Raw genomic sequence first — 21,306 nt, 5'->3', positions numbered from 1 at the left:
TATTGCACTAGATTGATTGGTCAATAAGATTTTGATCGATCAATCAATTTTTTGATTCAAAAAACCATTTGACGACAGTCGGTTAGGTCATTAAGAAAAAATACATGGCGAAAAAAATAAAAGAGATATCAAGTCAAAGTTCGGTGCGGCGCCAGCAGCTTCTGGATGCGGCGCTCAGTGTCGTGGCGCGCCGGGGGCTCTCGGGCATCACGGTCAACGACATCGCCGACGAGGCCGGATGCAGCTACGGGGTGATCGCGTTTCACTTCAAGACGAAGGAGCGCCTTCTCCTTGCCGTGCTGGACCTGCTGGCCAGCAACTACGAGAAGATCTGGCTCGACGCGATGGCCTCCGCGGCGGCCTCGCCGGCCGAAAGGCTGCGTCTCCTCATCGACGTGGATTTCGATCCGCGCGTCGCCAAGACCAAGCATCTTGCCGTCTGGATGGCGTTCTGGGCGGAGGCGCCCCGCGTTCCCGCCTACAAGAAGCGGTGCAGCGAGCTGAAATACCGCTCGCTCGACACGATGGTGACCCTGGTCACCGAGCTTGCCGCCGAGCGCGCGGTCACGGTCGATGCGATGGCGATCGCCCGGGGGCTCTATGCCATTACGGACGGCTGCTGGATCTTCAGCCACGTGACCGGCGAGAACAGCCCGCAGATGCGCGAGCGCTCGCGCCAGGTCTGCCTCACCTTCCTTTCAGCATTCTTCCCGTCCGACTTCGCCGAGGCCGGGCAGGCCGTTCCGGCCTAGGCGCGCCGCGCCGGGGCACGACGACAAGCAAAGACGAAGCCAGCGGCCGCGCACCACCATGCCGGCCCGAACTATCGAATAGGAAAACATCATGTATGCCGAGACCGGATCGCAGTGGAACGTCGCCGAACTCGAAGATGCGGCGCATCGTCATCTGATCAGTCCCGCCGAGGAGATGTCGAAGCTGGGCACCTCCGGCGGTCGGCCGCTCTTCACCTCGGCCGACGGCATCTATATCCGCGACAGCCATGGCCGCACGCTGATCGACGGCCCCGGCGGCATGTGGTGCACGCAGGTCGGCTACAACAGCCAGCCGATCGCCGATGCGATCGCCGCCCAGGCCCTGCGCATCTGCTACAATTCCCCCTGGTATTCGATCAACGGCCCGGCATCGGAGCTCGCGCGGCGGATCGCCGCCTTCGCGCCGGGCGATCTCGACCATGTGTTCTTCACCACCGGCGGCTCGTCGGCGGTGGATTCGGCCCTGCGCTTCATGCAGTTCTACAACAACGTGCTCGGCCGCCCGGACAAGAAGGCCATCATCTGCCGCATCGACGGCTATCACGGCAGCACGCACCTGACGGCGGCCTGCTCCGGCCGGGCCGGCAACCGGCCGAACTTCGACCTCGCGCTCGACAACGTCTCCTTCATCTCCGCGCCCAACGTCTTCCGCCGTCCGCGCGGCATGAGCGAGGAGGCCTTCCTCGACATGCTGGTGGCAGAATTCGAGGAGCGGGTCGAGACGCTCGGCCCGGAAAATGTCGGCGCGTTCCTGGCCGAACCGCTGCTGGCGTCCGGCGGCATCCTCATCCCGCCGAAGGGCTACCACCGCCGCATCCTCGAGATCTGCCGCCGGCACGACATCCTCTACATCTCGGACGAGGTGGTGACGGGCTTCGGCCGGTGCGGCCACTGGTTCGCCTCCGAGGAGGTGTTCGACATCGTGCCCGATATCATCACCTTCGCGAAGGGCGTCACGTCGGGCTATGTCCCGCTCGGCGGCTTCGTCATCTCCGACGCCGTGCTCGCCCGCGTCAGCGGCGAGAACGCCAGGGGCAGCTTCTACACCAACGGCTACACCTATAGCGGCCATCCGGTGAGCTGCGCGGCGGCGCTGGCCAATATCGACATCATCGAGGAGAAGGGCCTTCTCGCCCATGTCCGCGAGATCGCGCCCTATTTCCAGGAAGAGATCCGCAAGCTCGGCGAGCTTCCCCTGATCGGCGATGCCCGCGGTACGGGCCTCGTCGCCTGCGTCGAATGCGTCACGGATCCCGATGCGGAGGAGGCGACGGACTTCGACAAGGAGGTGGCGCTGCGCGTCGACCGCTACTGCTACGAAGGCGGCCTCATCGTCCGGCCCATCGGCAGCATGTGCGTCCTGTCGCCGGCGCTGATCATCACGCGAGAGCAGATCGACGACATGATGGCCATCCTGCGCGGCAGCATCGTCCGCGTGCAGGACGAGCTCAAGGCGGAAGGGCGCTGGTAGGGCGCCCGCCGCATGCAGTCGCGCCGGGTGCCCGCCCGGCGCCCTCGTTCCTTCTCGGGGATATTCCGATGGCCGCAACCCACGCCTCGCCCGCCGCCGCAGCCGCTACCGCCAGCAAGGATCCGCTGCTCCAGCCGCTGCGCATCAAGGGGCTCACCCTGCGCAACCGCATCATGAGCACCAGCCACGCGTCCTTCCTCGACGACGGCGGAATGCCGATGGAGCGCTACCAGCGCTACCATGAGGAAAAGGCCAAGGGCGGGCTTGCGCTGACCAGCTTCGGCGGCTCCTCGATGGTGGACGTGGATTCGAGCTGGGGCAATGGCGGCCAGCTCAACCTCGCGACGGACGCGGTGATCCCCCACCTCCAGGCGTTCTCGCAGCGCATCCACGCGCATGGCGCGGCGCTGATGTGCCAGATCTCGCATCTCGGCCGCCGGGCGGATGCCACCACCCTCAACTGGCTGCCGGCGCTCGCCCCCTCCCGCTCGCGCGAGACGCAGCACCGGGCATTCTCGCGCGAGATGGACGAGCACGACATCCGGCGGATCGTCAAGGCCTATGGTGCGGCCGCCGAGCGATGCCGCGAGGGCGGCCTCGACGGCGTCGAGACGCTGACCGGCGGCCACCTCATCGGCCAGTTCTTTTCCCCGCGCACCAATTTCCGCTCCGACCGCTTCGGCGGCTCGGTGGAAAACCGGGTGCGCTTCGGCCTCATGGTCCACGAAGAGATTCGGCGCCGGCTCGGCGACGAGATGATCGTCAGCATGCGCTTCGTCATCGACGAGGCGAGCGAGGACGGCCTTGGCTTCGAGGACTGTCTGGAGATCGCGGCGATCTTCGAGCGCGAGGGGCTGGTGGACGTCTTCAACTGCATCTTCGGCCGGATGGATACCGTCATCGCGCTCGCCGAGCATAACATGCCGGGCATGTCCCAGCCGCTGGCGCCGTTCCTGTCGCGGGTCGGCGCCTTCCGCCGGCATACGAAGCTGCCGGTTTTCCACGCCGCCCGCATCACGGATATCGCCACCGCGCGCCACGCGATCCGCGACGGCCTGCTCGACATGGTGGCGATGACCCGCGCGCACATGGCCGATCCCCAGATCGTCAACAAGATCATGCGCGGCGAGGAGGACCGGATACGGCCCTGCGTCGGCGCGTCCTATTGCATGCACAAGAAGGTGAACTGCATCCACAATCCCGCCTCCGGGCGGGAGACCACGATGCCGCAGATCATCGCTCCCGCCGCGCGAAAGCGCCGGGTTGTGGTCGTCGGCGGCGGGCCGGCGGGGCTGGAGGCGGCGCGCGTCTCGGCCGAGCGCGGCCACGAGGTCCTGCTGTTCGAGGCCGGAAGCCAGCCGGGCGGGCAATTGCTCCTCGCCTGCCGCGCCCGCCAGCGCCGCGACCTCATCGGCATCATCGACTGGCGGACCGCCGAACTCGCCCGGCTCGGCGTGGAGATGCGCTGCGACACCTATGCGACCGCGGAGGACGTGCTCGCCGAAAACCCCGATGTCGTCATCGTCGCGACGGGCGGCCTGCCGGATGTCGACTGGCTCGACGGCGCGGAGCATTGCCAGACCGTCTGGGACGTCCTCAGCGCGACGACCGAGCGCTCGGGCGACATCATCGTCTATGACGGCACCGGCCGGCACGAGGGCATTTCCACGACGCTGCACCTGAAGGAACAGGGCTGCAACGTGCATCTCGTGACCATCGACGACAGCCTGGCGCAGGAGGTCGAATATTCGACGCGCGCCGTCTATCGCAAGCAGTTCCACGAGAGCGGCATCACCGCGACGATGGATCATCACCTCGTCAGGGTGAGCCGCAACGGCGCCAATGCGCTGACCGCCACCTTCCGCCACGAACTGACGGGCGATCTTCTCGACATGACCGCCTCGCAGGTGGTCGTCGAGCGGGGCACCATGCCGCTCGACGAGGTGTTCCACGACCTCAAGGATCGATCGGTCAACGAAGGCGTGACGGACCTCGAAGCGTTGCTCGCCGGCACGCCGCAGCCCCGGCAGGGCGGCGCCGGCACCTTCGAGCTGCACCGGATCGGTGACGCCGTCGCCAGCCGGAACGTCCATGCCTCGATCTACGACGCGATGCGTCTGTGCATGGTGCTGTGATGGGCGGGCCGCAAGCCGTGCCGTTCGACGTCGCGGTCATCGGCGGCGGCATCACCGGGGCGAGCGCCGTAAACCATCTCGCCGCCGCGGGCTTCTCCACGGTCCTGCTCGAACGCGCGGATTTCGCCGGGGGAACGTCGAGCCGTTCCAGCCGGCTCCAGCATTGCGGGCTGACCTATTTCTCGCCGGGACGGTCGATCTGGAATTTCCTGCGAAACCCCCGAATGGCCATCGAGCATATGGAGCTGGCGCGGCGCGCGATGCGCGACCGCTCCGGCTTCGTCAGGGCGACGCCCGCGCGGGCGAGGGCGATCGGCTTCTACATGCCGCTCTACCGGCGCGAGGGCATTCCGCTCTGGAAGGCCCGTCTCGGCTTCGCCCTGCTGCGCGCGCTCGATCCCGGCGGGGTGCCGCTCGATTTCAAGCCGATGTCGGCGCGGGAGATCGCGGCGATGCCGGCCCTGTCGCATCTGCGCGACCGGAAGGACCTTTCCGGCGTCATCCGTTTCACCGAATACCAGTTCGACTGGCCCGAGCGCATCTGCGTCGATACCGTGCTGAATGCCCGCGACCTCGGCGCCGTCACCCGCAACTATACCGAGGTCACGTCCGTTCGCCGCCAGCCGGACGGCCGCTGGCGGCTGGAGCTTCTGGACAGGCGGACGCAGGCCCGCGAGACGCTGGAGGCGCGCGCCGTCGTCAACGCCGCCGGGGCCTGGGTCGATGGCATCGCCGCGGCCTCTGGCCTGCCGGTGCCGAAAATCAACCAGGGCCTCAAGGGAACGAATGTCGTCGTCCGCCTGCCGCCGGAATTCCGCGGCATCGCCATCGAGACGGCATTGCCGAACGGCGATCCCTTCTATGTCATTCCCTGGCGGGACCTCCATTATTTCGGCCCGCGCGACGAGCCACACGAGCCAGAAGCTTCCGGCTTCAGGGCCGACGAGGCGACCATCCGGGGGCTCCTCGGCGATTTCAACTCGATCTTCCCGGATATCGCGCTGAGCCGCAAGGACGTGCTCTACAGCTGGGCCGGGGTGCGCCCGCGCACGGCCCGCGCCGGCCACCCGGACGGCTGCGAGGCGGTGCTGCTGCACGACATGGCGCAGCACGGCGCGCCCGGTTATTTCGTCTATACCGGCGGGCTCATCATGACGCACCGCCATGCCGGCGCGAGCATCGCGAAGGCGCTCTCCGGCCGGATGGCGCCGAGCGGCCCCGCGCGGGCGATCTCCCATGCCGCCCGGCAGTTCCCGCAGGCGGCCGGCGACGGCATCTCCACAGACGGAGAGGCGATCCCGCTGGATCATCTGCGGTTTTCCGCCGCGCACGAACAGGTCGTCAATCTCGACGACCTGATGTTCCGCCGCTTTCCCATCGGCTGGTCGGAGGGCATGGGGCTCGACGTTGCCGAGGCGGTGGCCGAGGGCGTCAGCGACATCATGGGCTGGTCGCCCGCAGAGGTCGGCGCGCAGGTCCGGCGCTACCGCGCGCAGGTCGCGCATGATTTCGGAGTGGGGGAGCCATGCGCCTAGTCGACGGTCACGACGTTCATCGCCTTCTCGATTATCCGTCGCTCGTCGCGGCGCTTCGCAAGGCCCATCGCGGCGCCATGCCCGATGCCGGCGAGCTCTATATGGGCGAGCCCGGCGCGCCGGACGGCGGCCGCGGGCTTATCCTGCTGCCGGCCTGGAGCCGCGGGGAGATGCTAGGGGCCAAGCTCGTCAGCATCTTCCCCGGCAATCCGCAGGCGACGCCGCCGCATCCCGCCAACCAGGGCCTCTATGTCGCCTTCGACGGCGTGACCGGCGCGCCGGCCCTGGTCGCCGACGGAACCGCGCTGACGCTGCGCAAGACCGCCGCCGATTCCGCCCTCGGGGTGGACCTCCTCGCAAGGCCGGACGCCGCCACGCTGCTTGTCTTCGGCGCGGGCGCGCTCGCTCCCCATGTCGTCGAAGCCATTGTCAGCGTGCGCCCGGCGATCCGGCACGTCTGGATCTGGAACCGCACCGTTGACAAGGCCCGGCAGGTCGCGGCCGGCATGCACATGGGCGGCGTGCGGATAGAGGCCGTGGACGATCCCGATGCCGTCCTGCCGCTGGCCGACATCGTCTCGAGCGCCACCATGGCGACGACGCCGCTCGTCAAGGGCGCGCTCCTGAAGGAGGGATGCCATGTCGACCTCATCGGCGGCTGGCGGCCCGACATGCGCGAATCCGATGACGACGTCATTCGCCGCGCCGCGCTCTTTGCCGATACGCGCGGTCTCTGCCGCGATTGCGGCGACTTCCTCCAGCCGGTCGAAAAGGGCCTGATGACCTGGGCGAGCATCCGGGCGGACCTGTTCGACCTGTGCCGCGGCTCGGGCGAGGGGAGGCGGTCCGCCGGCGAGATCACGCTGTTCAAGAATGCGGGCGGCGCCCATCTCGACCTCTTCACCGCGCAGGAACTCCTGCGTAGGGTGCGGTCGGAACCCGAATATTGATGCCACACGAAGGACCAAGGCCATGATCGACAGGACGGATTTCTACATCGACGGCAAATGGGTCGCGCCCGAGGCGGCAAGGCCACTGCCGGTGATCAACCCCGCGACGGAGGAAGCCTATGCCACGATCTCGGCCGGCTCCGCCGCTGATATCGACAAGGCGGTCGCGGCGGCCCGCAGGGCCTTCGAGACCTGGAGCCGCACGACGCGGGAGGAGCGCCTTTCCGCGATCGAGAGGATCGTCTCGATCTACCGGGCACGCAGCGAGGAAATGGCCGAGACAATCTCGAAGGAGATGGGCGCCCCGATCCGGCTGGCGCGTGATGCGCAGGCGGCGGCCGGCCTCTTCCACATGGAGGCGTTCGTCAGGACGCTGCGGTCCTTCGCCTTCGAACATCCGCTCGACGAGGCGAACCCGCAGGAAAGGATCGTCTACGAGCCCATCGGCGTCTGCGGGCTGATCACGCCCTGGAACTGGCCGATGAACCAGATCGCCCTGAAGGTGATCCCGGCGATCGCCGCCGGCTGCACCGTCGTCCTGAAGCCGTCGGAGATCGCCCCGATGTCGGCGATGCTGTTCGCGCAGATCGTCGACGAGGCGGGGCTGCCGCCCGGCGTCTTCAACCTCGTGAACGGCGAGGGCCATGTCGTCGGCGAGGCGCTTTCCGCTCATCCCGGCGTGGACATGATGTCGTTCACCGGCTCGACGCGCGCCGGCATGGCCGTGTCGCGGGCAGCGGCGGCGAACATCAAGCGGGTCTCGCTGGAGCTCGGCGGCAAGTCCCCCAACCTCGTCTTCGCCGATGCCGACCTCGAGGACGCCATCGGCCGCGGCCTTGCCCATTGCTTCCAGAACACCGGCCAGTCCTGCAACGCGCCGACGCGCATGCTCGTGGAGCGCCCGGTCTATGACGAGGCGGTGAAGCTCGCGGCCGGGATCGCCGAAGGCTATGCCGTCGACGATCCCGCGAAGGACGGCAGCCATATCGGCCCGCTCGTCTCCGAGGCGCAGTTCCACAAGGTGCAGACGCTGATCGAGGCCGGCATCGCCGAGGGCGCGAGGCTCGTGGCCGGCGGCCCCGGCCGGCCGGAGGGGTTGGAGCGCGGCTATTTCGTCCGCCCGACGGTCTTCGCCGATGTCCATAACGGGATGACGATCGCCCAGGAGGAGATCTTCGGGCCGGTGCTGGTCATGATCCCCTTCGACAGCGAGGACGAGGCCATCGGCATCGCCAACGACACGCCCTATGGCCTGTCCGGCTACGTCCAGACGGGCGACCCGGAGAAGGCCCGGCGCGTCGCCCGCCGCATCCGCGCCGGCATGGTGCAGATCAACGGCAGGAGCCGCCCCGCCGGAAGCCCCTTCGGCGGCTTCAAGCAGTCCGGCAATGGCCGGGAAGGCGGCAAATGGGGACTGGAGGACTTCCTGGAGGTCAAGGCGATCAGCGGCTAGGGGCCGCCCCGACCGGCGTTTCACCGCCGGTCGATCATCGACAGCCCCCGCACCGTTTCGCACGGTGCGGGGGAAGCGAAATTCGGCAGGGAAGGCGTTAAGGCCTTTCGCCCCTTGCCATGCGCGCCTCGATCTCCTCGATGATCGGCGGCAGGTCGGCGACCGTGTCGATGATGTAGTGGGGGCGGTGGCGGCCGAGGGCGGCGCTCGCCTTTTCGCGCAGCGCCTTGCGCTCCGCTTCCGGGAGGGCGGCGAGTTCGTCCGCGGTGACGCCGGCCTCGTTGCCGGAGAGCGCGAGGCCCACCGTCCAGGTGCCGGCTTCCCGGCCCTCGTCGATGCCGACGCCGGTATCGTCCACCTTCACGACGGCAGAGGCCGGCCAGACGTCGAGGTCGAGGAAGCACCTGTACATGTTCATCGGCGTCGGGCGGCCATGCGGCAGGTCGCCGGCGCAGACGAGGTTGTCGGGGGCGTAGCCCTGCTTTTCGGCGAGCGGCAGCACGCGGGCCATGATCGAGCGCGTATAGCCGGTGGTGGAGCCGATCTTCAGGCCCCGCCCGCGCAGCGCCGCGACGGTCTCGACCGTGCCGGGCACGAGGTCGCAATAGTCGCTGACGACCTCCTCGTTGAGCGGCACGAAGACGTCGTAGACGGCCTGGATGTCCTCGGTCGCCGGTGCGCGGCCGTGCTCTTCCGTCCAGGCGGCGCGGATGCGCGGCTGGGCGAGCATCGCCTCGATATGGTCCCATTTCGGCCGGCCCATCGGCTCGCGGGCCTCCGCGATGGAAACCTCGACGCCGAAGCGGCGGAAGGCCTCCACGAAAACGCCCATCGGCGCGAAGGACCCGAAGTCGATGACCGTGCCGGCCCAATCGAAGACGACAGCCTTGAGATGGCTCATGATGTTCTCCTAAGCATAGATATCGGAAATGACCTCCTCGCCGAGCGCAAAGCCCGTCGAGGCGCCGGTGCCGCCCGTGACCATGACGAGGCGGATATTGTCGGCGGGCCTGTCGACGAGGACGGTGCGGTCGCTGGCCGAGGCATAGGTGCCGACCCAGCGCGCCGTGACGCGCCGGCCCGGCATGTCGAAGATCTCGTCGAAGCCCTTGAGGATCAGGTCGTCGATGCGCTCCTCGGCGAAGGGCTGCGGGGCGTTACCGTAGACATGGCTGTCGCCGACGACCAGCGAGCCGTCCGAGGACTGCACGGCGATGACATGGATGCCGGCGGCGCGCATCTCGGCGCAGTCGGCATCGAGCCGGGCGGCGAGCGCTCGGCCTTCCGGCAGGTCGGCGAAGCCCTCGTAGCGGCCGAAGCTGAGGTCCGACATGACGGCGGCGCCGAAGCGGACGGGCGTCGCCGGGGCGATGCGCAGCATCTGCAAGGTGCAGACCTTCAGGCCGTAGGGCGCGATGCGCCCGGGAAAGAGCGTCGAGAAGTCGTCGCCCGGGCAGACGGCGACCGCCCCGGCATTCAGCATGCCGCGGCTCGTCTCGATGCGCTCGCCGTCGATGCCGGTGACGGCGGTGCTCCAGTGGAAGGAAACGCCGTGCTTCTCTTCCAGCCAGGCGGCGAGCTTCGGGATGGCGTCCTTCGATTCCACCCGCAATTCGTGCGGGCTGTAGAGGGCGCTGCGCATGCCATTTTCGCGAAGCGCCGGCACGTAGCCGAGCGCGTCGCCCGGCGTCAGGCGGCGGCAATCGGCGCCCATCGGGGTTTCGAGGAAGGCGTCGAGCACGTCCGCGGCTTCCCTGCGATAGGCCGGCATGACGAGGCCGCGATGCACCACCTCGATGCCGGCCTGCCCGACGATCTCCGCCCAGACATCGCGGGCGCGGCGGGCCCTTGCCCAATGCTCGCCGGTCTTCTGGCCGGAAACGGTGACGAAGCCGAAATTGCGGATCGAGGCGCCGACGGCCCTTGCGTTGCGCTCGACGACGGTGACCCTCTTGCCCTTGCGGGCCGCGGCGAGCGCCGTGCCGAGCCCGACGATGCCGGCGCCGACGACGACGAGATCGAATCCCTGATTGCTGCGCATGGTGGTTTCCCGGTTCAGCGCGTGCGCCAGGTCTGGAGGCGGCGCACCACGGCATCCGCGCCCCAGCCGTGCAGCACCCGGACGACGACATTGGTGTAGAAGATCATCATGCCCATGGCGGCGGCCGGCGCGATGTCGCCGGCATCGTCCATGTTGAGCACGGCGATGGAGGAGAGAGTGGTGGTGGAGGAATAGATGAAGACCACCGCCGAGACCGTCGTCATGGCATTGACGAAGAGGTAGATCCACACCTCCGCCATGGCGGGGAAGCAGACCGGTATGCTGACGCGGCCGAGCGTGCGCCAGAAGGGCTGCTTCAGCGACATGGAGACCGCCTCGAACTCGCCGTCGAGCTGCTTCAGCGCCGTCGCCGCCGTCAGGTGCGGCACGGTATAGAGATGGCTGATCGTGCAGACGACGAGGATCGCCATCGTGCCGTAGATGAAGTTCAGCGGATTGGAAGGGTTGTTGAAGAAGAAGATATAGGCAAGGCCGAGCACCATGCCGGGCACCGCCATGGGGATCATGGCGAGCATCTGCATGATGAGGCGCGGCGTCTCGAAATTGCGCGTCTTCTCGACCAGGTAGGCGCCGAGGAAGACGATGCCCGCGCCGATGGTCGCGACCAGCACGGCGAGCTGCAGCGAATTGGCATAGGAGCGCCAGCCGCCGCCGTCCATGCGGTTGAAGTCGTAGTGCTGCAGGCCGGGCGTCAGGTCGTAGGGCCAGAACCTGGCGAGCGCGGCGAGCTGGCACATGCCGATGATCGAGAGCAGGAACAGCGAGACAACCGCGCAGAAGGCGAAGAAGACGCGGTCGCGGCGCTTGTCCTCCTTCGGCGTATAGGGCATGGCGCGCGCCGTCATCTGCGCCACCTGGCGGCGGCTGACCATGCGGTCGACGACGAAGGCGACGATGGCGGGCAGGAGCAGGACGAGCGAGACGACCGCGCCCATCTGGAAGTTCTGCTGGCCGATCACCTGCTTGTAGATGTCGAGCGCCAGCATCGGGAAATCGCCGCCGATCACCTTCGGCACGCCGAAATCGGTGACGACGAGCGTGAAGACCACGAAGAAGGCGGAGATCAGGCCGTAGCGCGCGCCGGGCAGCGTGACGGTGCGGAAGATGCGCAACGGCGAGGCGCGCAGCACCTCTGCCGCCTCGTAGAGCCGCTGGTCGCTGGCCGAGAGCGCGACGGTCATGATGACGAGCGCATGCGGCAGGGTAAAGAAGACCGATGCGAGCACGATGCCGAGCGGCCCGTAGATCGGCACGCCGAGGAGGATCGGCGTCAGCACGCCCTGCTTGCCGAAGAGATAGACGAGGCCGATGGCCGGCAGCAGCGAGGGTACGAGCACCGGAATGGAGGCGATGAGGCGGAAGACGCCCTTGCCGCGCATATGGGTGCGCATCAGCCCGTAGGCGAAGGCGAAGGAGAGCGGCGTGACGATGCCGGCGACGAGCATGGCGACGATCAGCGAGTTGAAGATCGACTGGCGAAGGCTCGCCGTGCGGAAGTAGAAGGCGAAGTTGTCGAGCCCGTAGGCCATGGCCGGCTTCATCTGCACGGCGCCGAAATCGGCCTTCGCCACCTCTACGGCCTTGCCGAACGTCGGCTTGCCGCCGATGACGATGAGGCCGCCGGCGGGCGAGGTGTCGCTGAGGCGCACGGCCTCGATGTCGCGGCGCTCGCGCTTGGGAATGATGGCGGCGGGTTCGATGCGGCTGCGCTCGCCCGGCATAAGGTCGGGGTTCTGCACGAAGCCGGATTTCAGCGCCCAGTCGGCCAGCGTGCCCTGCGGCGTCCAGACGCCGTCCTTGCGGAACTCGACGCTCACCTGCTGCAGCGGGAAATGGAAGGTCTGCAGGGCCTTCATGCCGACCAGCGACAGCGGCAGCACCAGCGCGACGACGAGATAGAGCATGACGAGGCCGAGGAGGCCCCGCTGGATCAGCTCGTCGCCGGCGAGCTTCGGCCGGATGCGGGTGCGGCGATAGGCGGGGGGAATGACGATGCCGCGGGCGGCTGCGATATCCGGCATAGGTTTCTCTCTGTTCTGGCGCAGTTCCGGACGGAAAACCGCTTCGCACTTTTCCTGGGGCTGCTAGACCGCCTGCGCATAGACGCGGATGCGCTCGCGCGGGATCGCGACGGGCATTTCCTCGCCGGGGCGGAGCTTCAGGTTGCGGATGTCGTGCATGGCGACGTCGGCGCGCAGGCTGTTCTCGCCGAGGTCGCCGCCGCCGAAGCGGGCGCGGAAGAAGGAGCCGAGGAACTCGCCCTCCTCGATGCGGGCGCGAAAACTGTTCGGCCGGCCGTCGGCGGTGCTGACGACGACATCCTCCGGGCGCACGGCCGCAAGGACGGAACGCTCGTGCTGGCCGGACGTGTCGGCGTCGAATTCGATGCGGCCGATGCGCACGCGGTTGTCGGCGACGATCTCGGCGGGGATGAAGTTCATCTCGCCGACGAAATCGGCGACGAAGGCGCTGGCCGGGTTCTGGTAGATCTCCTCGGGCGTGCCGACCTGCTCGATCTGGCCGCCGCTCATGACGACGATGCGGTCGGCCATGGTCAGCGCCTCGTGCTGGTCGTGCGTGACCATGATGGTGGTGACGCCGAGATTGCGCTGGAGGTCCTTCATCTCGCGGCGCAGGTGGTTGCGCACCTTGGCGTCGAGCGCGGAAAGCGGCTCGTCGAGGAGCAGGAGCTTCGGCTCGGTCGCCAGCGCCCGGGCGAGCGCCACGCGCTGCTGCTGGCCGCCGGAAAGCTTCGTCGGATGCTTCCTGCCCTGGTCGGGCAGGCCGACGGTGTCGAGCAGCGCGGCGACGCGCCTGTCCATCTCGGCGCGCTTCAGGCCGCGCCCGACGAGGCCATAGGCGACGTTCTGGTTGACCGTGAGGTTGGGGAACAGCGCATAGGACTGGAAGACGATGCCGAAATCGCGCTGCGAGGGCGGCAGGGCCGAGACGTCGCGGCCGTTCATGAAGATCTGCCCCTCGCTCTGGATGTCGAGGCCGGCAATGGCGCGCAAAAGCGTGGTCTTGCCGCAGCCGGACGGGCCGAGGAAGCAGATGAACTCGCCCGGCCAGATATCGAGCGAGACGTCCCGCAGCGCGGAGAAATCGCCGAAGGATTTCGTGACGTGGTCGATCCGCACATGCGGCTGGTGTTTCAGGTTGTCGGTCTGCATGAGTTGCCTCTGCCTGTGGAAATGGAAATGCGGGGAAAGACCCCCTCTGCCTGCCGGCATCTCCCCCACAAGGGGGGGAGAAGGATAGAGGCTTGCTCACTGCTCGAAATCGAATGCAAACGGAGCGGCGAGGTAAGCCCCTCCCCCTTGTGGGGAAGGGTTGGGGAGGGGTTTCGCGATCAGCCCTTCGGCTCGTTCTTGCTGCCGTAGCGCTTTTCCCATTCGGTCAGGATGCGCTCGCGGTTGGAGGCCGACCATTGGAAGTCGTTCTTGATCATCTTCTTGTCGACGTCGGCCGGGAAGTTCTCGACCGGCTGGGCGATGCCCGGAACGGCGAGGATCGCGTAGTTCTGGTTGTAGAGCTTCATCGCGTCCTCGGAGATCGAGAAGTCGAGGAGCTTCCTGGCCGCGTCCAGCTTGTCCGTGTCGGCGATGATGGCGGCGGCTTCCGCATCCCAGCCGATGCCTTCTTCCGGAACCACCACCTCGACCGGTGCGCCGCGGGTCTTTTCCTGCGCGCCGCGGAAGTCGAAGGAGATGCCGATGGTCACTTCACCGCGGGCGGCGTCCTTGCAGGGCTTGGAGCCGGAATGCATGTAGCTGGAGATGTTGGCGTCGAGCGAGTCCATGTAGGACCAGCCCTTCTCCTCGCCCATCATCTGCAGCCAGGCGGCGACATCGAGGAAGCCGGTGCCGGAGGAGGCCGGGTTCGGCATGGCGATCATGCCCTTGTATTCCGGCTTGGTGAGGTCGGCCCAGCTCTTCGGCATGGCGGCGCCGGCCTTTTCGAGCTCGACGGTGTTCACGCAGAGCGCCGCAGACCAGGCATCGAGGCCGACCCAGGCCGGCGGATTGGCGTCGTCCCGGAAGCGCGGGTCCAGCTTGTCGGCGCCGGCCGGGGCATAGGTCTCCAGCATGCCTTCCTGCTTGAGCAGCAGCAGCGAGGTGGCGGCAAGGCCCCAGACCACGTCGGCCTGCGGGTTTTCCTTCTCGGCGAGCAGCTTGGCGGTGACGACGCCGGTGGAATCGCGGATCCAGTCGATCTTGATGTCCGGGTTCGCCTTCTCGAAGGCGACCTTGTAGGCCTCGAGCTGCTCGGCCTCGAAGGCGGTGTAGACGGTCAGCCTCGTCTCGGCGAAAGCCGAGCCGGCGGCAAGCGCGGCCAGCGAAAGCGTGGCGGCGAAAAGGTGGTTCTTCATCTGGAGCCCTCTCGAACGTGGGGATTGAGTTCGAGCGAACAGCTAGTCCTGTTATATGACAGGCATATGAAACACGCTAAATCATAGATTTTGTCTATGATCGATTGATCCGTCCCCGGGAACCGGGCCGCCGGCCAGCCCGTAATGGGCGCGGGCGATGCCGAAAAAGGCCTCGACGGCGGCATGTTCGCGGCATTCCGGCAGGCAGACGAGATAGTGGCCGATGGAAAGTTCCGGATCGGCAAGCGGCACGACGTCGATATTGCTGTCCGCCTGCACCTCGCCCTCGATGGCGCAGCCGAGCCCGATGCCGGCGGCCGCCGACGCATAGGCGACGTCGAGCGTGGCGACCTCCAGCACGCAGTTGAGCGTGACGCCCGCCTGCCGCGCGGCAAGGTCGAGCGTCGAGCGCGTGCCGGACATCCGGTTCCACAGGACGAGCTTTTCGGGGGCGAGCTGTTGCAGCGTCAGCGCGCTGCCCTGCAGCGCCGGGTGTCCCTTGGGCCCGTAGATGACGATGCGGCTGCGCAGGATCTCCTCGCAGAACAGCCGCTCGTCGGCGAGCGGCATGGAGACGGCGGCAAGGTCGAGATCGCCGTTCAGCACGTCGCCGAGCAGGGAGAGCGAGGGCCCCCCTTGCGTGTTGATATGGATTGCCGGATAGCGCCGCACGAAGGCGGTGAGCGCCGGCATGATCAGGCGATGGGCGGAAAAGCCGACGCCGAGCGTGCCGCGCTCCATGCGCGCTTCGGAATAGAGCGCCTCGTTGACGTCGGCGAGGCATTTCAGCGTGACGCGGATCTTCGCGATCAGCTCCTGCGCCCCGGCCGCGACCTTCACCGTATGCCCCTTGCGCTGGAAGATGCGCCGCTTGCAGAGCTGCTCGAAGGCCTGCACCTGCGAGGAGACGGTCGGCTGGCTGATGCCCAGTTCCTCGGCCGCGGCGGAAAACTTCCCCGTGCGCGACAGCGCCTCCACGGCCTTCATCTGGGCAAGGGTGACACTCATGCTGCTGCTCCTGCGAATGCGTCGATCACAATCGCATCGCTCTAGCACCGCTCTGTGACGATTGACTGATGCCGGTTCAGCCCTTGCCGCCCGGCGATGGCGTCTCCTTGGAAAGCATGTCCCGCGAGATCGGCGCGATCGCCATGGAATCCTCGCCGCGGTGGAAGGCGATGGCGAGGCGGAAGGAATGGGCGATGCGCAGCGCCCGGTCGAGGAAGAGATCGGCGACCTCCGGCGGGCAGAGCCGCTCGACCGTCGCCCGGAAGAGCGTGAGCCAGCGGCGGAAATGCGTCTCCTGAAGCTCCGGCATGGCAAGGTGCGGCGGCAGCGGCCGGCCCTCGTAGCGGTCGGTGCGCAGGAGCGTCGCCGACCAGAAATCGCACATCCTGGCAAGGTGCGCCGGCCAGTCATCCGGCGCGATGTGGCCGTTGAAGATCGGGCCGAGCAGGTCGTCCCTGCGGATCTCGTCGTAGAAGCCGTGGACGACGGCATGGACCATCGCCTCGTCCAGCACCTCCGGCAGCGGCTTGCCGTCGATGACGACGGTGCGCTGCGGCGCGGGCCGGCCCCTCATCGGATCGCCCTGTAGCTGTGCCAGGTGCCGTGGCCGAGCAGCGGGAAGATGACGATGAGGCCGAGGAAGCCCGTGGCGATGCCGAGCGCGGTGAGGACGAGCACGATGGCGCCCCAGGCGAGCATGACCGGCAGGTTGCGGAAGACCAGCGAGATGCTGGTGCCCATGGCCGTGAAGGCATCCGTCTTCTCGGCGAGCAGCATGGGGATGGCGAAGGTGCTGATGGCGAAGGAGAAAGCGGCGAAGAGCCCGCCCACCGCCGTGCCGACGACGAGCATGCCGAGCCCCTCGGGCGTCGAGAACAGCATGGCGACGACACCGTCGAGGCCGGGGAAGGGGCGAAGCCCCACGAAGAGCGCGTAGATGATGACGGCGGCGCGCATCCAGACCACCATCAGCAGGCAGAGGATCGCGCCGGTATACCAGACCTGTCCGCCTGAAGTGGCCTTGACGAAGATCATGCGCGACAGGCTGGGCGCGATGCCGTCCTCCAGGTCCCGGCTCTTGCGGTAGAGGCCGATCGCCACCAGCGGGCCGACCACCATGAAGCCGGCGAGCGCCGGGAAGAGGATATAGTCCAGCTCCCAGCGGAAGAGGCACCAGACCACCGCGACGGAGAGGAGGAAGACGGCAAGCCCGTAGAGGAGGCTCGGCAGCGGTGTGCGCCAGAGGTCGCGCCAGCCGGCGGAAAGCCAGCCGAGGGCGGCGCTGGCGGGAAGGCGGCGGCGGCGCTGCTCGGCGAGCGGTAGGGCGGCGTTGCCGGTCTTTTCGGTCGTTCCCATGGGGTCTCCTCCGTTCAGCAGGCCGGGCCGGCGGCGCGGTAAGCGCCGTCCCGGCCTTGCGTCTTCAGGTGCTCCACGCAGTCGGGCTGCGAGGAGAGGGCGACATGGACGAGATGCGCATTGGCGCCGATGAAGACCAGCACGCCCGCTCCGACGATCAGGAGGGAGACGAGCCGCCAGTTGCGGCGCGGCCTGTCCGTAAGCGTGTTCATCGGGCAACCTCCCCGAGCGTGCCGACATAGAGCGCCAGGATCTTGATGTCGACCGGCGAGAGCCGGCCTTCCCAATGCGGCATGTGGCCCTGCCGCCCGGAATAGACCGTGGTGAAGACGGCCTGCGCGTCGCTGCCGTAGATCCATGTCGCGTCGGTAAGGTTCGGCGCACCGACATCCGTGCTGCCATGGCCGTCCTCGCCGTGGCAGGCGACGCAATTGTCGGCGAAGACCTGCCTGCCGTCCTCGACCAGCGCCTTGTCGCTTGCCCCCATCGGCAGGTCCGAGAGCGAGCGCACATAGGCGGCGACCGCGCGCACCTGCCTGTCGTCGAGCACGCCGTCGCGGCCGAAGGCCATCATCTGCGAGACGCGCGTGTCCTCGTTGGTGGAGTTGATGCCGATGCGGATCGTCTCGGCGATGGTGTCCGGCTCGCCACCCCAGAGCCAGGCCCTGGCGGCAAGGTTGGGGAAGCCGGGCCCGCCGGTGCCGCGCGTGCCGTGGCAGGCGGCGCAATTGTCGATGAAGAGCGTGCGGCCCGTCTCGCGCACATGGTTCATCAGGTCGGGATCGGCGGCGATGTCCTCAAGGCTCGCCTCGGCGATGCGGCCGGTCCAGACCGCGCGGGTCGCGGCGGCGTCCTCGACCTGCTTCGTCACGACGGCGCGCTGGTCGATGCCGAGCAGGCCCTTCGTATAGGTGACGCCGAGCGGCCAGGCCGGCATCAGGATCCAGTAGCCGATGGCGAACAGCGTGGTGACCGTCAGGAAGAAGATGACGACGCGCGGGATCGGCGTCTCCAGCTCCTCGATGCCGTTCCATTCATGCCCGGTGGTCGCCCGCCCGGTGGCGGGATCGTGTCTTTCCGTTGCCATCGTCTAGTCCCCCGGCCGGTCGTCTTTGTCGAGAATGCTCTTCTTCGCGCGGTTGAAGCGCTTTCGGTTGCCCGGCCAGAGGGCGTAGATCAGCACGCCCACGGCCATCGCGATGAGGTAGAACAGGCCCCAGCTCTTGGCGAAGGCGACGATGGTGCCGTGATCCGCGTCCATGTCATTCCTCCTTCACTGCTGCTTCCTGGTGGGCGGCCCCGGTGAGCTGGCCGACGATCTGGAGATAGGCGACGAGCGCGTCCATCTCCGTCAGCAGGCCCGGATTGCCGTCGAAGGCGCGCACGTTCGTCTTCTCGCCGTAGCGCTCGCTGACGCCGGCGGCCTCGTTGCCGTCCGGGTTCGCCTGGCCGCGAGCGTCCGCCACCGCATGTTCGATCATCTCGTCCGTATAGGGAACGCCGACCGTGCGCTGGGCGGAAAGGTGCTCGCCGAGATCGTCGATCCTCAGCGCGTTGGCCTTCAGCCAGCCGTAGCGCGGCATCACCGATTCCGGCACCACGTCGCGCGGGTTCATCAGGTGGGCGACGTGCCAGGCGTCGGAATACTTACCGCCGAGGCGGGCAAGGTCCGGCCCGGTGCGCTTCGAGCCCCAGAGCATCGGGTGGTCGTATTTCGATTCCACGGCGAGCGAATAGGGGCCGTAGCGCTCCACCTCGTCGCGCAGCGTGCGGATCATCTGCGAATGACAGGCGTAACAGCCCTCGCGGATGTAGATGTTGCGGCCGGCCAGCTCCAGCGGCGTGTAGAGCCGCATGTCCGGCGCGTCCTCCACCGTCTCGTGGATGGTGAAGAGCGGGGCGATCTCGACGAGGCCGCCGATGGAGGCGACGCCGACGATGGCGAGCACGAAGCCGATGGCGTTGCGCTCGATCTTGCGGTGGAAGAATTCCTTCATGGTCATTCTCCCGCCGGTGCGAGGACGGGAACGTCGCCGCCCGCCCCGGTCTTCAGCGCATGGCGCGCCATGCGGATCGTCATGCCGACATTGATGCAGCAGACCACCGCGCCGGCAAGGAAGAGCAGACCGCCGAAGGCGCGGGCGATATAGTAGGGATGCATGGCGACCAGGCTGTCGATGAAGGAATAGGCGAGCGTGCCGCTGTCATTGTAGGTGCGCCACATCAGGCCCTGGATGATGCCCGAATTCCACATGGCGAAGACGTAGACGACGGTGCCGGCCAGCGCGAGCCAGAAGTGGACCTCGATCAGCCTCGGCGAATACATGCGCTCCGTCTTCCACATCCACGGCACGAGGGCGTAGAGCGAGCCGAAGGTGATCATCGCCACCCAGCCGAGCGCGCCGGCATGGACATGGCCGACGGTCCAGTCGGTATAGTGCGACAGCGAGTTGACGGCGCGGATCGCCATGAACGAGCCCTCGAAGGTCGAGAGGCCGTAGAAGACGGCGGCGACCATCATGAAGCGCAGCGTCGCGTCGTCGCGCACCTTGTGCCAGGCGCCGTTGAGCGTGGCGAGCGCGTTGCCGGCAGACGCCCAGGAAGGCACCAGCAGCACGATGGAGAAGGTCATGCCGAGCGTCTGCACCCATTGCGGCAGGGCGGTGTAATGCAGGTGGTGGGCGCCCGCCCACATATACATGAAGGTGATGCCCCAGAAGCTGATGATGGAGAGCCGGTAGGAGAAGATCGGCCGCTCCGCGCGCTTGGGCAGGTAGTAGTACATCATGCCGAGGAAGCCGGAGGTCAGGAAGAAGGCGACGGCATTGTGGCCGTACCACCATTGCGTCATGGCGTCCTGCACGCCGGAAAACAGCGAATAGCTTTTCGCATGGCCGAAGGAGACGGGCACGGCGAGGTTGTTGACGATGTGCAGCACCGCGACGACCAGGATGAAGGCCATATAGTACCAGTTCGCCACGTAGATATGCGGCTCCTTGCGGCGCTGGAGCGTGCGGATGTAGATCAGGAAATAGACGACCCAGACGATCACCAGCCAGATGTCGGCATACCATTCCGGCTCGGCATATTCCTTCGACTGGGTGAGGCCCATCAGGTAGCCGGTCGCGGCGACAAGACAGAAGAGGTTGTAGCCGATCAGCACGAACCACGGGCTGAATTGGTCGGGCAGCCGCGCGCGACAGGTGCGCTGGAGGACATGGAAGGAGGTGGCGATCAGCGCATTGCCGCCGAAGCCGAAGATGACGCCGGACGTGTGCACCGGCCGCAGCCGCCCGAAACTCGCCCAGGCCGAATCCACGAAGGTTAGCTCCGGCCATGCCAAGAGCGCGGCCACCCAGACGCCGACGAACATGCCGGCGACCGCCCAGGCGAGCGACAGGATGATGCCGACCCGCGTCGGGTCGTCGTAATATTCCGAAAGCCGGCTTTCCGGCGGCTCGGGCGCGAAGAGGACGGACAGGACCGCAAAGCCGAAGGCGAGACTGAAGGCGAGCACGATATAGCCGTGCACGGCGAGCGGATCGCCCTGGCCGGCCACCGCCATGGCAAGCCCCACCAGCGCCAGCGCGCCGAGCACGAAGAGCGCGGCATGGCGCTCCGAAACCGTCAATCCGGATAGCATTGCGTTCCCCTTTCCTTCACGCCGCCGCGAGATCGATGCCGAGCAGCGGGCCGAGCGAGGCCCTGTCGCGTACGATATCCGCAAGCGTGTATTTGTCGAGCACGGACAGGAAGGCGCCGAGCGCTTCGTGCAGCATGCCCTTCAGCCGGCAGGCGGGCGAGATGGCGCAGGCGCGCCCCCCGGCCTGCATGCATTCGGCCAGCGAGAATTCCTCTTCCGTCGCCCTGACCAGCGCCCCGATGCCGATCTCGCGCGGCGCCCGCGCAAGGCGGATGCCGCCGGCCCGGCCGCGCGTCGTCTCGACGAGGCCGAGATCGCGCAGCGTCTGCGCGACTTTCAGGAGATGGTTGCGCGAAAGCCCGTAGGCCTCGGCGACGTCGTTCACCGTGCACGCCCCGTCCCGCCGCGTGGCGACGTAGATCAGCATGCGCAGGGCATAGTCCGTATGAAGCGTCATCCGCATCCGTGATATCCGGCCACCGGTGGATAAAAGGTATTGTGGATACCACTTTTAGCGTAAGGATTCCCGCGATGGAAGCGCAATAGCG

20 protein-coding genes are annotated in these 21,306 nt (G+C 67.3%); 6 read left to right on the top strand and 14 right to left on the bottom strand.

Translation table 11 applies throughout. The features are described from left to right. The first annotated feature begins 143 nt into the window (after positions 1-143). From ACZ1A1_RS17170 to ACZ1A1_RS17145, 6 genes are all read left to right on the top strand, one after another. Positions 144-752 carry a TetR family transcriptional regulator C-terminal domain-containing protein gene (locus tag ACZ1A1_RS17170; protein ID WP_463620843.1) on the top strand — a complete coding sequence of 203 codons (609 nt, stop codon included), beginning with the start codon at positions 144-146 and terminating at the stop codon, positions 750-752. A 91-nt stretch (positions 753-843) separates the two neighbouring features. Next, the gene (locus ACZ1A1_RS17165; RefSeq protein WP_119255495.1) at positions 844-2,244 is read left to right on the top strand and encodes an aminotransferase; all 1,401 of its coding nucleotides are present in this window, start codon (positions 844-846) and stop codon (positions 2,242-2,244) included. Between the two features lie 68 nt (positions 2,245-2,312). Further along, positions 2,313-4,379, top strand: coding sequence for an oxidoreductase (locus tag ACZ1A1_RS17160; RefSeq protein WP_463620842.1), 2,067 nt, complete (start codon positions 2,313-2,315; stop codon positions 4,377-4,379). Beyond that, complete coding sequence (locus ACZ1A1_RS17155; RefSeq protein ID WP_463620840.1) at positions 4,379-5,914, top strand: FAD-dependent oxidoreductase; 1,536 nt, start codon at positions 4,379-4,381, stop codon at positions 5,912-5,914. The genes ACZ1A1_RS17160 and ACZ1A1_RS17155 overlap by 1 nt, the downstream gene beginning before the upstream one ends. Further along, on the top strand, positions 5,905-6,864 hold the full coding sequence (locus ACZ1A1_RS17150) for an ornithine cyclodeaminase family protein (RefSeq protein WP_463620839.1): 960 nt from the start codon (positions 5,905-5,907) through the stop codon (positions 6,862-6,864). The genes ACZ1A1_RS17155 and ACZ1A1_RS17150 overlap by 10 nt, the downstream gene beginning before the upstream one ends. A gap of 22 nt (positions 6,865-6,886) precedes the next feature. Continuing rightward, on the top strand, positions 6,887-8,317 hold the full coding sequence (locus tag ACZ1A1_RS17145) for an aldehyde dehydrogenase family protein (protein ID WP_463620838.1): 1,431 nt from the start codon (positions 6,887-6,889) through the stop codon (positions 8,315-8,317). 97 nt (positions 8,318-8,414) lie between these two features. Here ACZ1A1_RS17145 and phnX read toward each other — a convergent pair whose 3' ends face one another. The 14 genes from phnX to ACZ1A1_RS17075 all read right to left on the bottom strand — a co-directional run bounded on the left by phnX (position 8,415) and on the right by ACZ1A1_RS17075 (position 21,221). Next, positions 8,415-9,218, bottom strand: a complete 804-nt coding sequence (gene phnX / locus ACZ1A1_RS17140) for a phosphonoacetaldehyde hydrolase (protein ID WP_463620836.1) — start codon at positions 9,216-9,218, stop codon at positions 8,415-8,417. Positions 9,219-9,227: 9 nt separating this feature from the next. After that, complete coding sequence (locus ACZ1A1_RS17135; protein WP_463620834.1) at positions 9,228-10,358, bottom strand: TIGR03364 family FAD-dependent oxidoreductase; 1,131 nt, start codon at positions 10,356-10,358, stop codon at positions 9,228-9,230. A gap of 14 nt (positions 10,359-10,372) precedes the next feature. Then, on the bottom strand, positions 10,373-12,400 hold the full coding sequence (locus ACZ1A1_RS17130; protein ID WP_463620833.1) for a putative 2-aminoethylphosphonate ABC transporter permease subunit: 2,028 nt from the start codon (positions 12,398-12,400) through the stop codon (positions 10,373-10,375). 63 nt (positions 12,401-12,463) lie between these two features. Continuing rightward, complete coding sequence (locus tag ACZ1A1_RS17125) at positions 12,464-13,552, bottom strand: putative 2-aminoethylphosphonate ABC transporter ATP-binding protein (protein ID WP_463620832.1); 1,089 nt, start codon at positions 13,550-13,552, stop codon at positions 12,464-12,466. 179 nt (positions 13,553-13,731) lie between these two features. After that, positions 13,732-14,751 (bottom strand): putative 2-aminoethylphosphonate ABC transporter substrate-binding protein, encoded by a 1,020-nt coding sequence (locus ACZ1A1_RS17120; protein ID WP_463620831.1) that lies wholly within the window; start codon positions 14,749-14,751, stop codon positions 13,732-13,734. 81 nt (positions 14,752-14,832) lie between these two features. After that, positions 14,833-15,759 (bottom strand): LysR family transcriptional regulator, encoded by a 927-nt coding sequence (locus ACZ1A1_RS17115; RefSeq protein WP_313193969.1) that lies wholly within the window; start codon positions 15,757-15,759, stop codon positions 14,833-14,835. 76 nt (positions 15,760-15,835) lie between these two features. Next, positions 15,836-16,333, bottom strand: coding sequence for a group III truncated hemoglobin (locus tag ACZ1A1_RS17110; protein WP_463620830.1), 498 nt, complete (start codon positions 16,331-16,333; stop codon positions 15,836-15,838). Continuing rightward, a complete protein-coding gene (locus ACZ1A1_RS17105; protein ID WP_463620829.1) occupies positions 16,330-17,115 on the bottom strand; it encodes a DUF2189 domain-containing protein in 786 nt (261 codons plus the stop codon). The genes ACZ1A1_RS17110 and ACZ1A1_RS17105 overlap by 4 nt, the downstream gene beginning before the upstream one ends. 14 nt (positions 17,116-17,129) lie before the next feature. Next, entirely contained in the window at positions 17,130-17,327 is a 198-nt protein-coding gene (locus ACZ1A1_RS17100) for a hypothetical protein (protein WP_463620828.1), read from the bottom strand. Next, positions 17,324-18,202 carry a cytochrome-c oxidase, cbb3-type subunit III gene (gene ccoP / locus ACZ1A1_RS17095; RefSeq protein ID WP_463620827.1) on the bottom strand — a complete coding sequence of 293 codons (879 nt, stop codon included), beginning with the start codon at positions 18,200-18,202 and terminating at the stop codon, positions 17,324-17,326. Before ccoP ends, ACZ1A1_RS17100 begins: the two co-directional genes overlap by 4 nt. Positions 18,203-18,205: 3 nt before the next feature. Further along, positions 18,206-18,376 (bottom strand): cbb3-type cytochrome c oxidase subunit 3, encoded by a 171-nt coding sequence (locus ACZ1A1_RS17090; protein WP_119258083.1) that lies wholly within the window; start codon positions 18,374-18,376, stop codon positions 18,206-18,208. Position 18,377: 1 nt separating this feature from the next. Then, positions 18,378-19,112, bottom strand: a complete 735-nt coding sequence (gene ccoO / locus ACZ1A1_RS17085) for a cytochrome-c oxidase, cbb3-type subunit II (RefSeq protein WP_463620826.1) — start codon at positions 19,110-19,112, stop codon at positions 18,378-18,380. Positions 19,113-19,114: 2 nt separating this feature from the next. Beyond that, complete coding sequence (ccoN, locus tag ACZ1A1_RS17080) at positions 19,115-20,758, bottom strand: cytochrome-c oxidase, cbb3-type subunit I (RefSeq protein WP_463620825.1); 1,644 nt, start codon at positions 20,756-20,758, stop codon at positions 19,115-19,117. Between the two features lie 16 nt (positions 20,759-20,774). Further along, positions 20,775-21,221 carry an Rrf2 family transcriptional regulator gene (locus ACZ1A1_RS17075; RefSeq protein ID WP_463620824.1) on the bottom strand — a complete coding sequence of 149 codons (447 nt, stop codon included), beginning with the start codon at positions 21,219-21,221 and terminating at the stop codon, positions 20,775-20,777. Between the last annotated feature and the right edge of the window lie 85 nt (positions 21,222-21,306).

It is taken from the genome of Shinella sp. R2-11 (genome assembly GCF_055330205.1).
This window is presented reverse-complemented; position numbering and strand designations above follow the sequence as displayed.

What these genes read in the sequence shown, in the direction of transcription:
- ACZ1A1_RS17165 (WP_119255495.1), top strand. Translation starts at nt 844, where the DNA reads ATGTATGCCGAGACCGGATCGCAGTGGAACGTCGCCGAACTCGAAGAT.
- ACZ1A1_RS17160 (WP_463620842.1), top strand. Translation starts at nt 2,313, where the DNA reads ATGGCCGCAACCCACGCCTCGCCCGCCGCCGCAGCCGCTACCGCCAGC.
- ACZ1A1_RS17155 (WP_463620840.1), top strand. Translation starts at nt 4,379, where the DNA reads ATGGGCGGGCCGCAAGCCGTGCCGTTCGACGTCGCGGTCATCGGCGGC.
- ACZ1A1_RS17150 (WP_463620839.1), top strand. Translation starts at nt 5,905, where the DNA reads ATGCGCCTAGTCGACGGTCACGACGTTCATCGCCTTCTCGATTATCCG.
- ACZ1A1_RS17145 (WP_463620838.1), top strand. Translation starts at nt 6,887, where the DNA reads ATGATCGACAGGACGGATTTCTACATCGACGGCAAATGGGTCGCGCCC.
- phnX (WP_463620836.1), bottom strand. Translation starts at nt 9,218, where the DNA reads ATGAGCCATCTCAAGGCTGTCGTCTTCGATTGGGCCGGCACGGTCATC.
- ACZ1A1_RS17135 (WP_463620834.1), bottom strand. Translation starts at nt 10,358, where the DNA reads ATGCGCAGCAATCAGGGATTCGATCTCGTCGTCGTCGGCGCCGGCATC.
- ACZ1A1_RS17130 (WP_463620833.1), bottom strand. Translation starts at nt 12,400, where the DNA reads ATGCCGGATATCGCAGCCGCCCGCGGCATCGTCATTCCCCCCGCCTAT.
- ACZ1A1_RS17125 (WP_463620832.1), bottom strand. Translation starts at nt 13,552, where the DNA reads ATGCAGACCGACAACCTGAAACACCAGCCGCATGTGCGGATCGACCAC.
- ACZ1A1_RS17120 (WP_463620831.1), bottom strand. Translation starts at nt 14,751, where the DNA reads ATGAAGAACCACCTTTTCGCCGCCACGCTTTCGCTGGCCGCGCTTGCC.
- ACZ1A1_RS17115 (WP_313193969.1), bottom strand. Translation starts at nt 15,759, where the DNA reads ATGAGTGTCACCCTTGCCCAGATGAAGGCCGTGGAGGCGCTGTCGCGC.
- ACZ1A1_RS17110 (WP_463620830.1), bottom strand. Translation starts at nt 16,333, where the DNA reads ATGAGGGGCCGGCCCGCGCCGCAGCGCACCGTCGTCATCGACGGCAAG.
- ACZ1A1_RS17105 (WP_463620829.1), bottom strand. Translation starts at nt 17,115, where the DNA reads ATGGGAACGACCGAAAAGACCGGCAACGCCGCCCTACCGCTCGCCGAG.
- ACZ1A1_RS17100 (WP_463620828.1), bottom strand. Translation starts at nt 17,327, where the DNA reads ATGAACACGCTTACGGACAGGCCGCGCCGCAACTGGCGGCTCGTCTCC.
- ccoP (WP_463620827.1), bottom strand. Translation starts at nt 18,202, where the DNA reads ATGGCAACGGAAAGACACGATCCCGCCACCGGGCGGGCGACCACCGGG.
- ACZ1A1_RS17090 (WP_119258083.1), bottom strand. Translation starts at nt 18,376, where the DNA reads ATGGACGCGGATCACGGCACCATCGTCGCCTTCGCCAAGAGCTGGGGC.
- ccoO (WP_463620826.1), bottom strand. Translation starts at nt 19,112, where the DNA reads ATGAAGGAATTCTTCCACCGCAAGATCGAGCGCAACGCCATCGGCTTC.
- ccoN (WP_463620825.1), bottom strand. Translation starts at nt 20,758, where the DNA reads ATGCTATCCGGATTGACGGTTTCGGAGCGCCATGCCGCGCTCTTCGTG.
- ACZ1A1_RS17075 (WP_463620824.1), bottom strand. Translation starts at nt 21,221, where the DNA reads ATGCGGATGACGCTTCATACGGACTATGCCCTGCGCATGCTGATCTAC.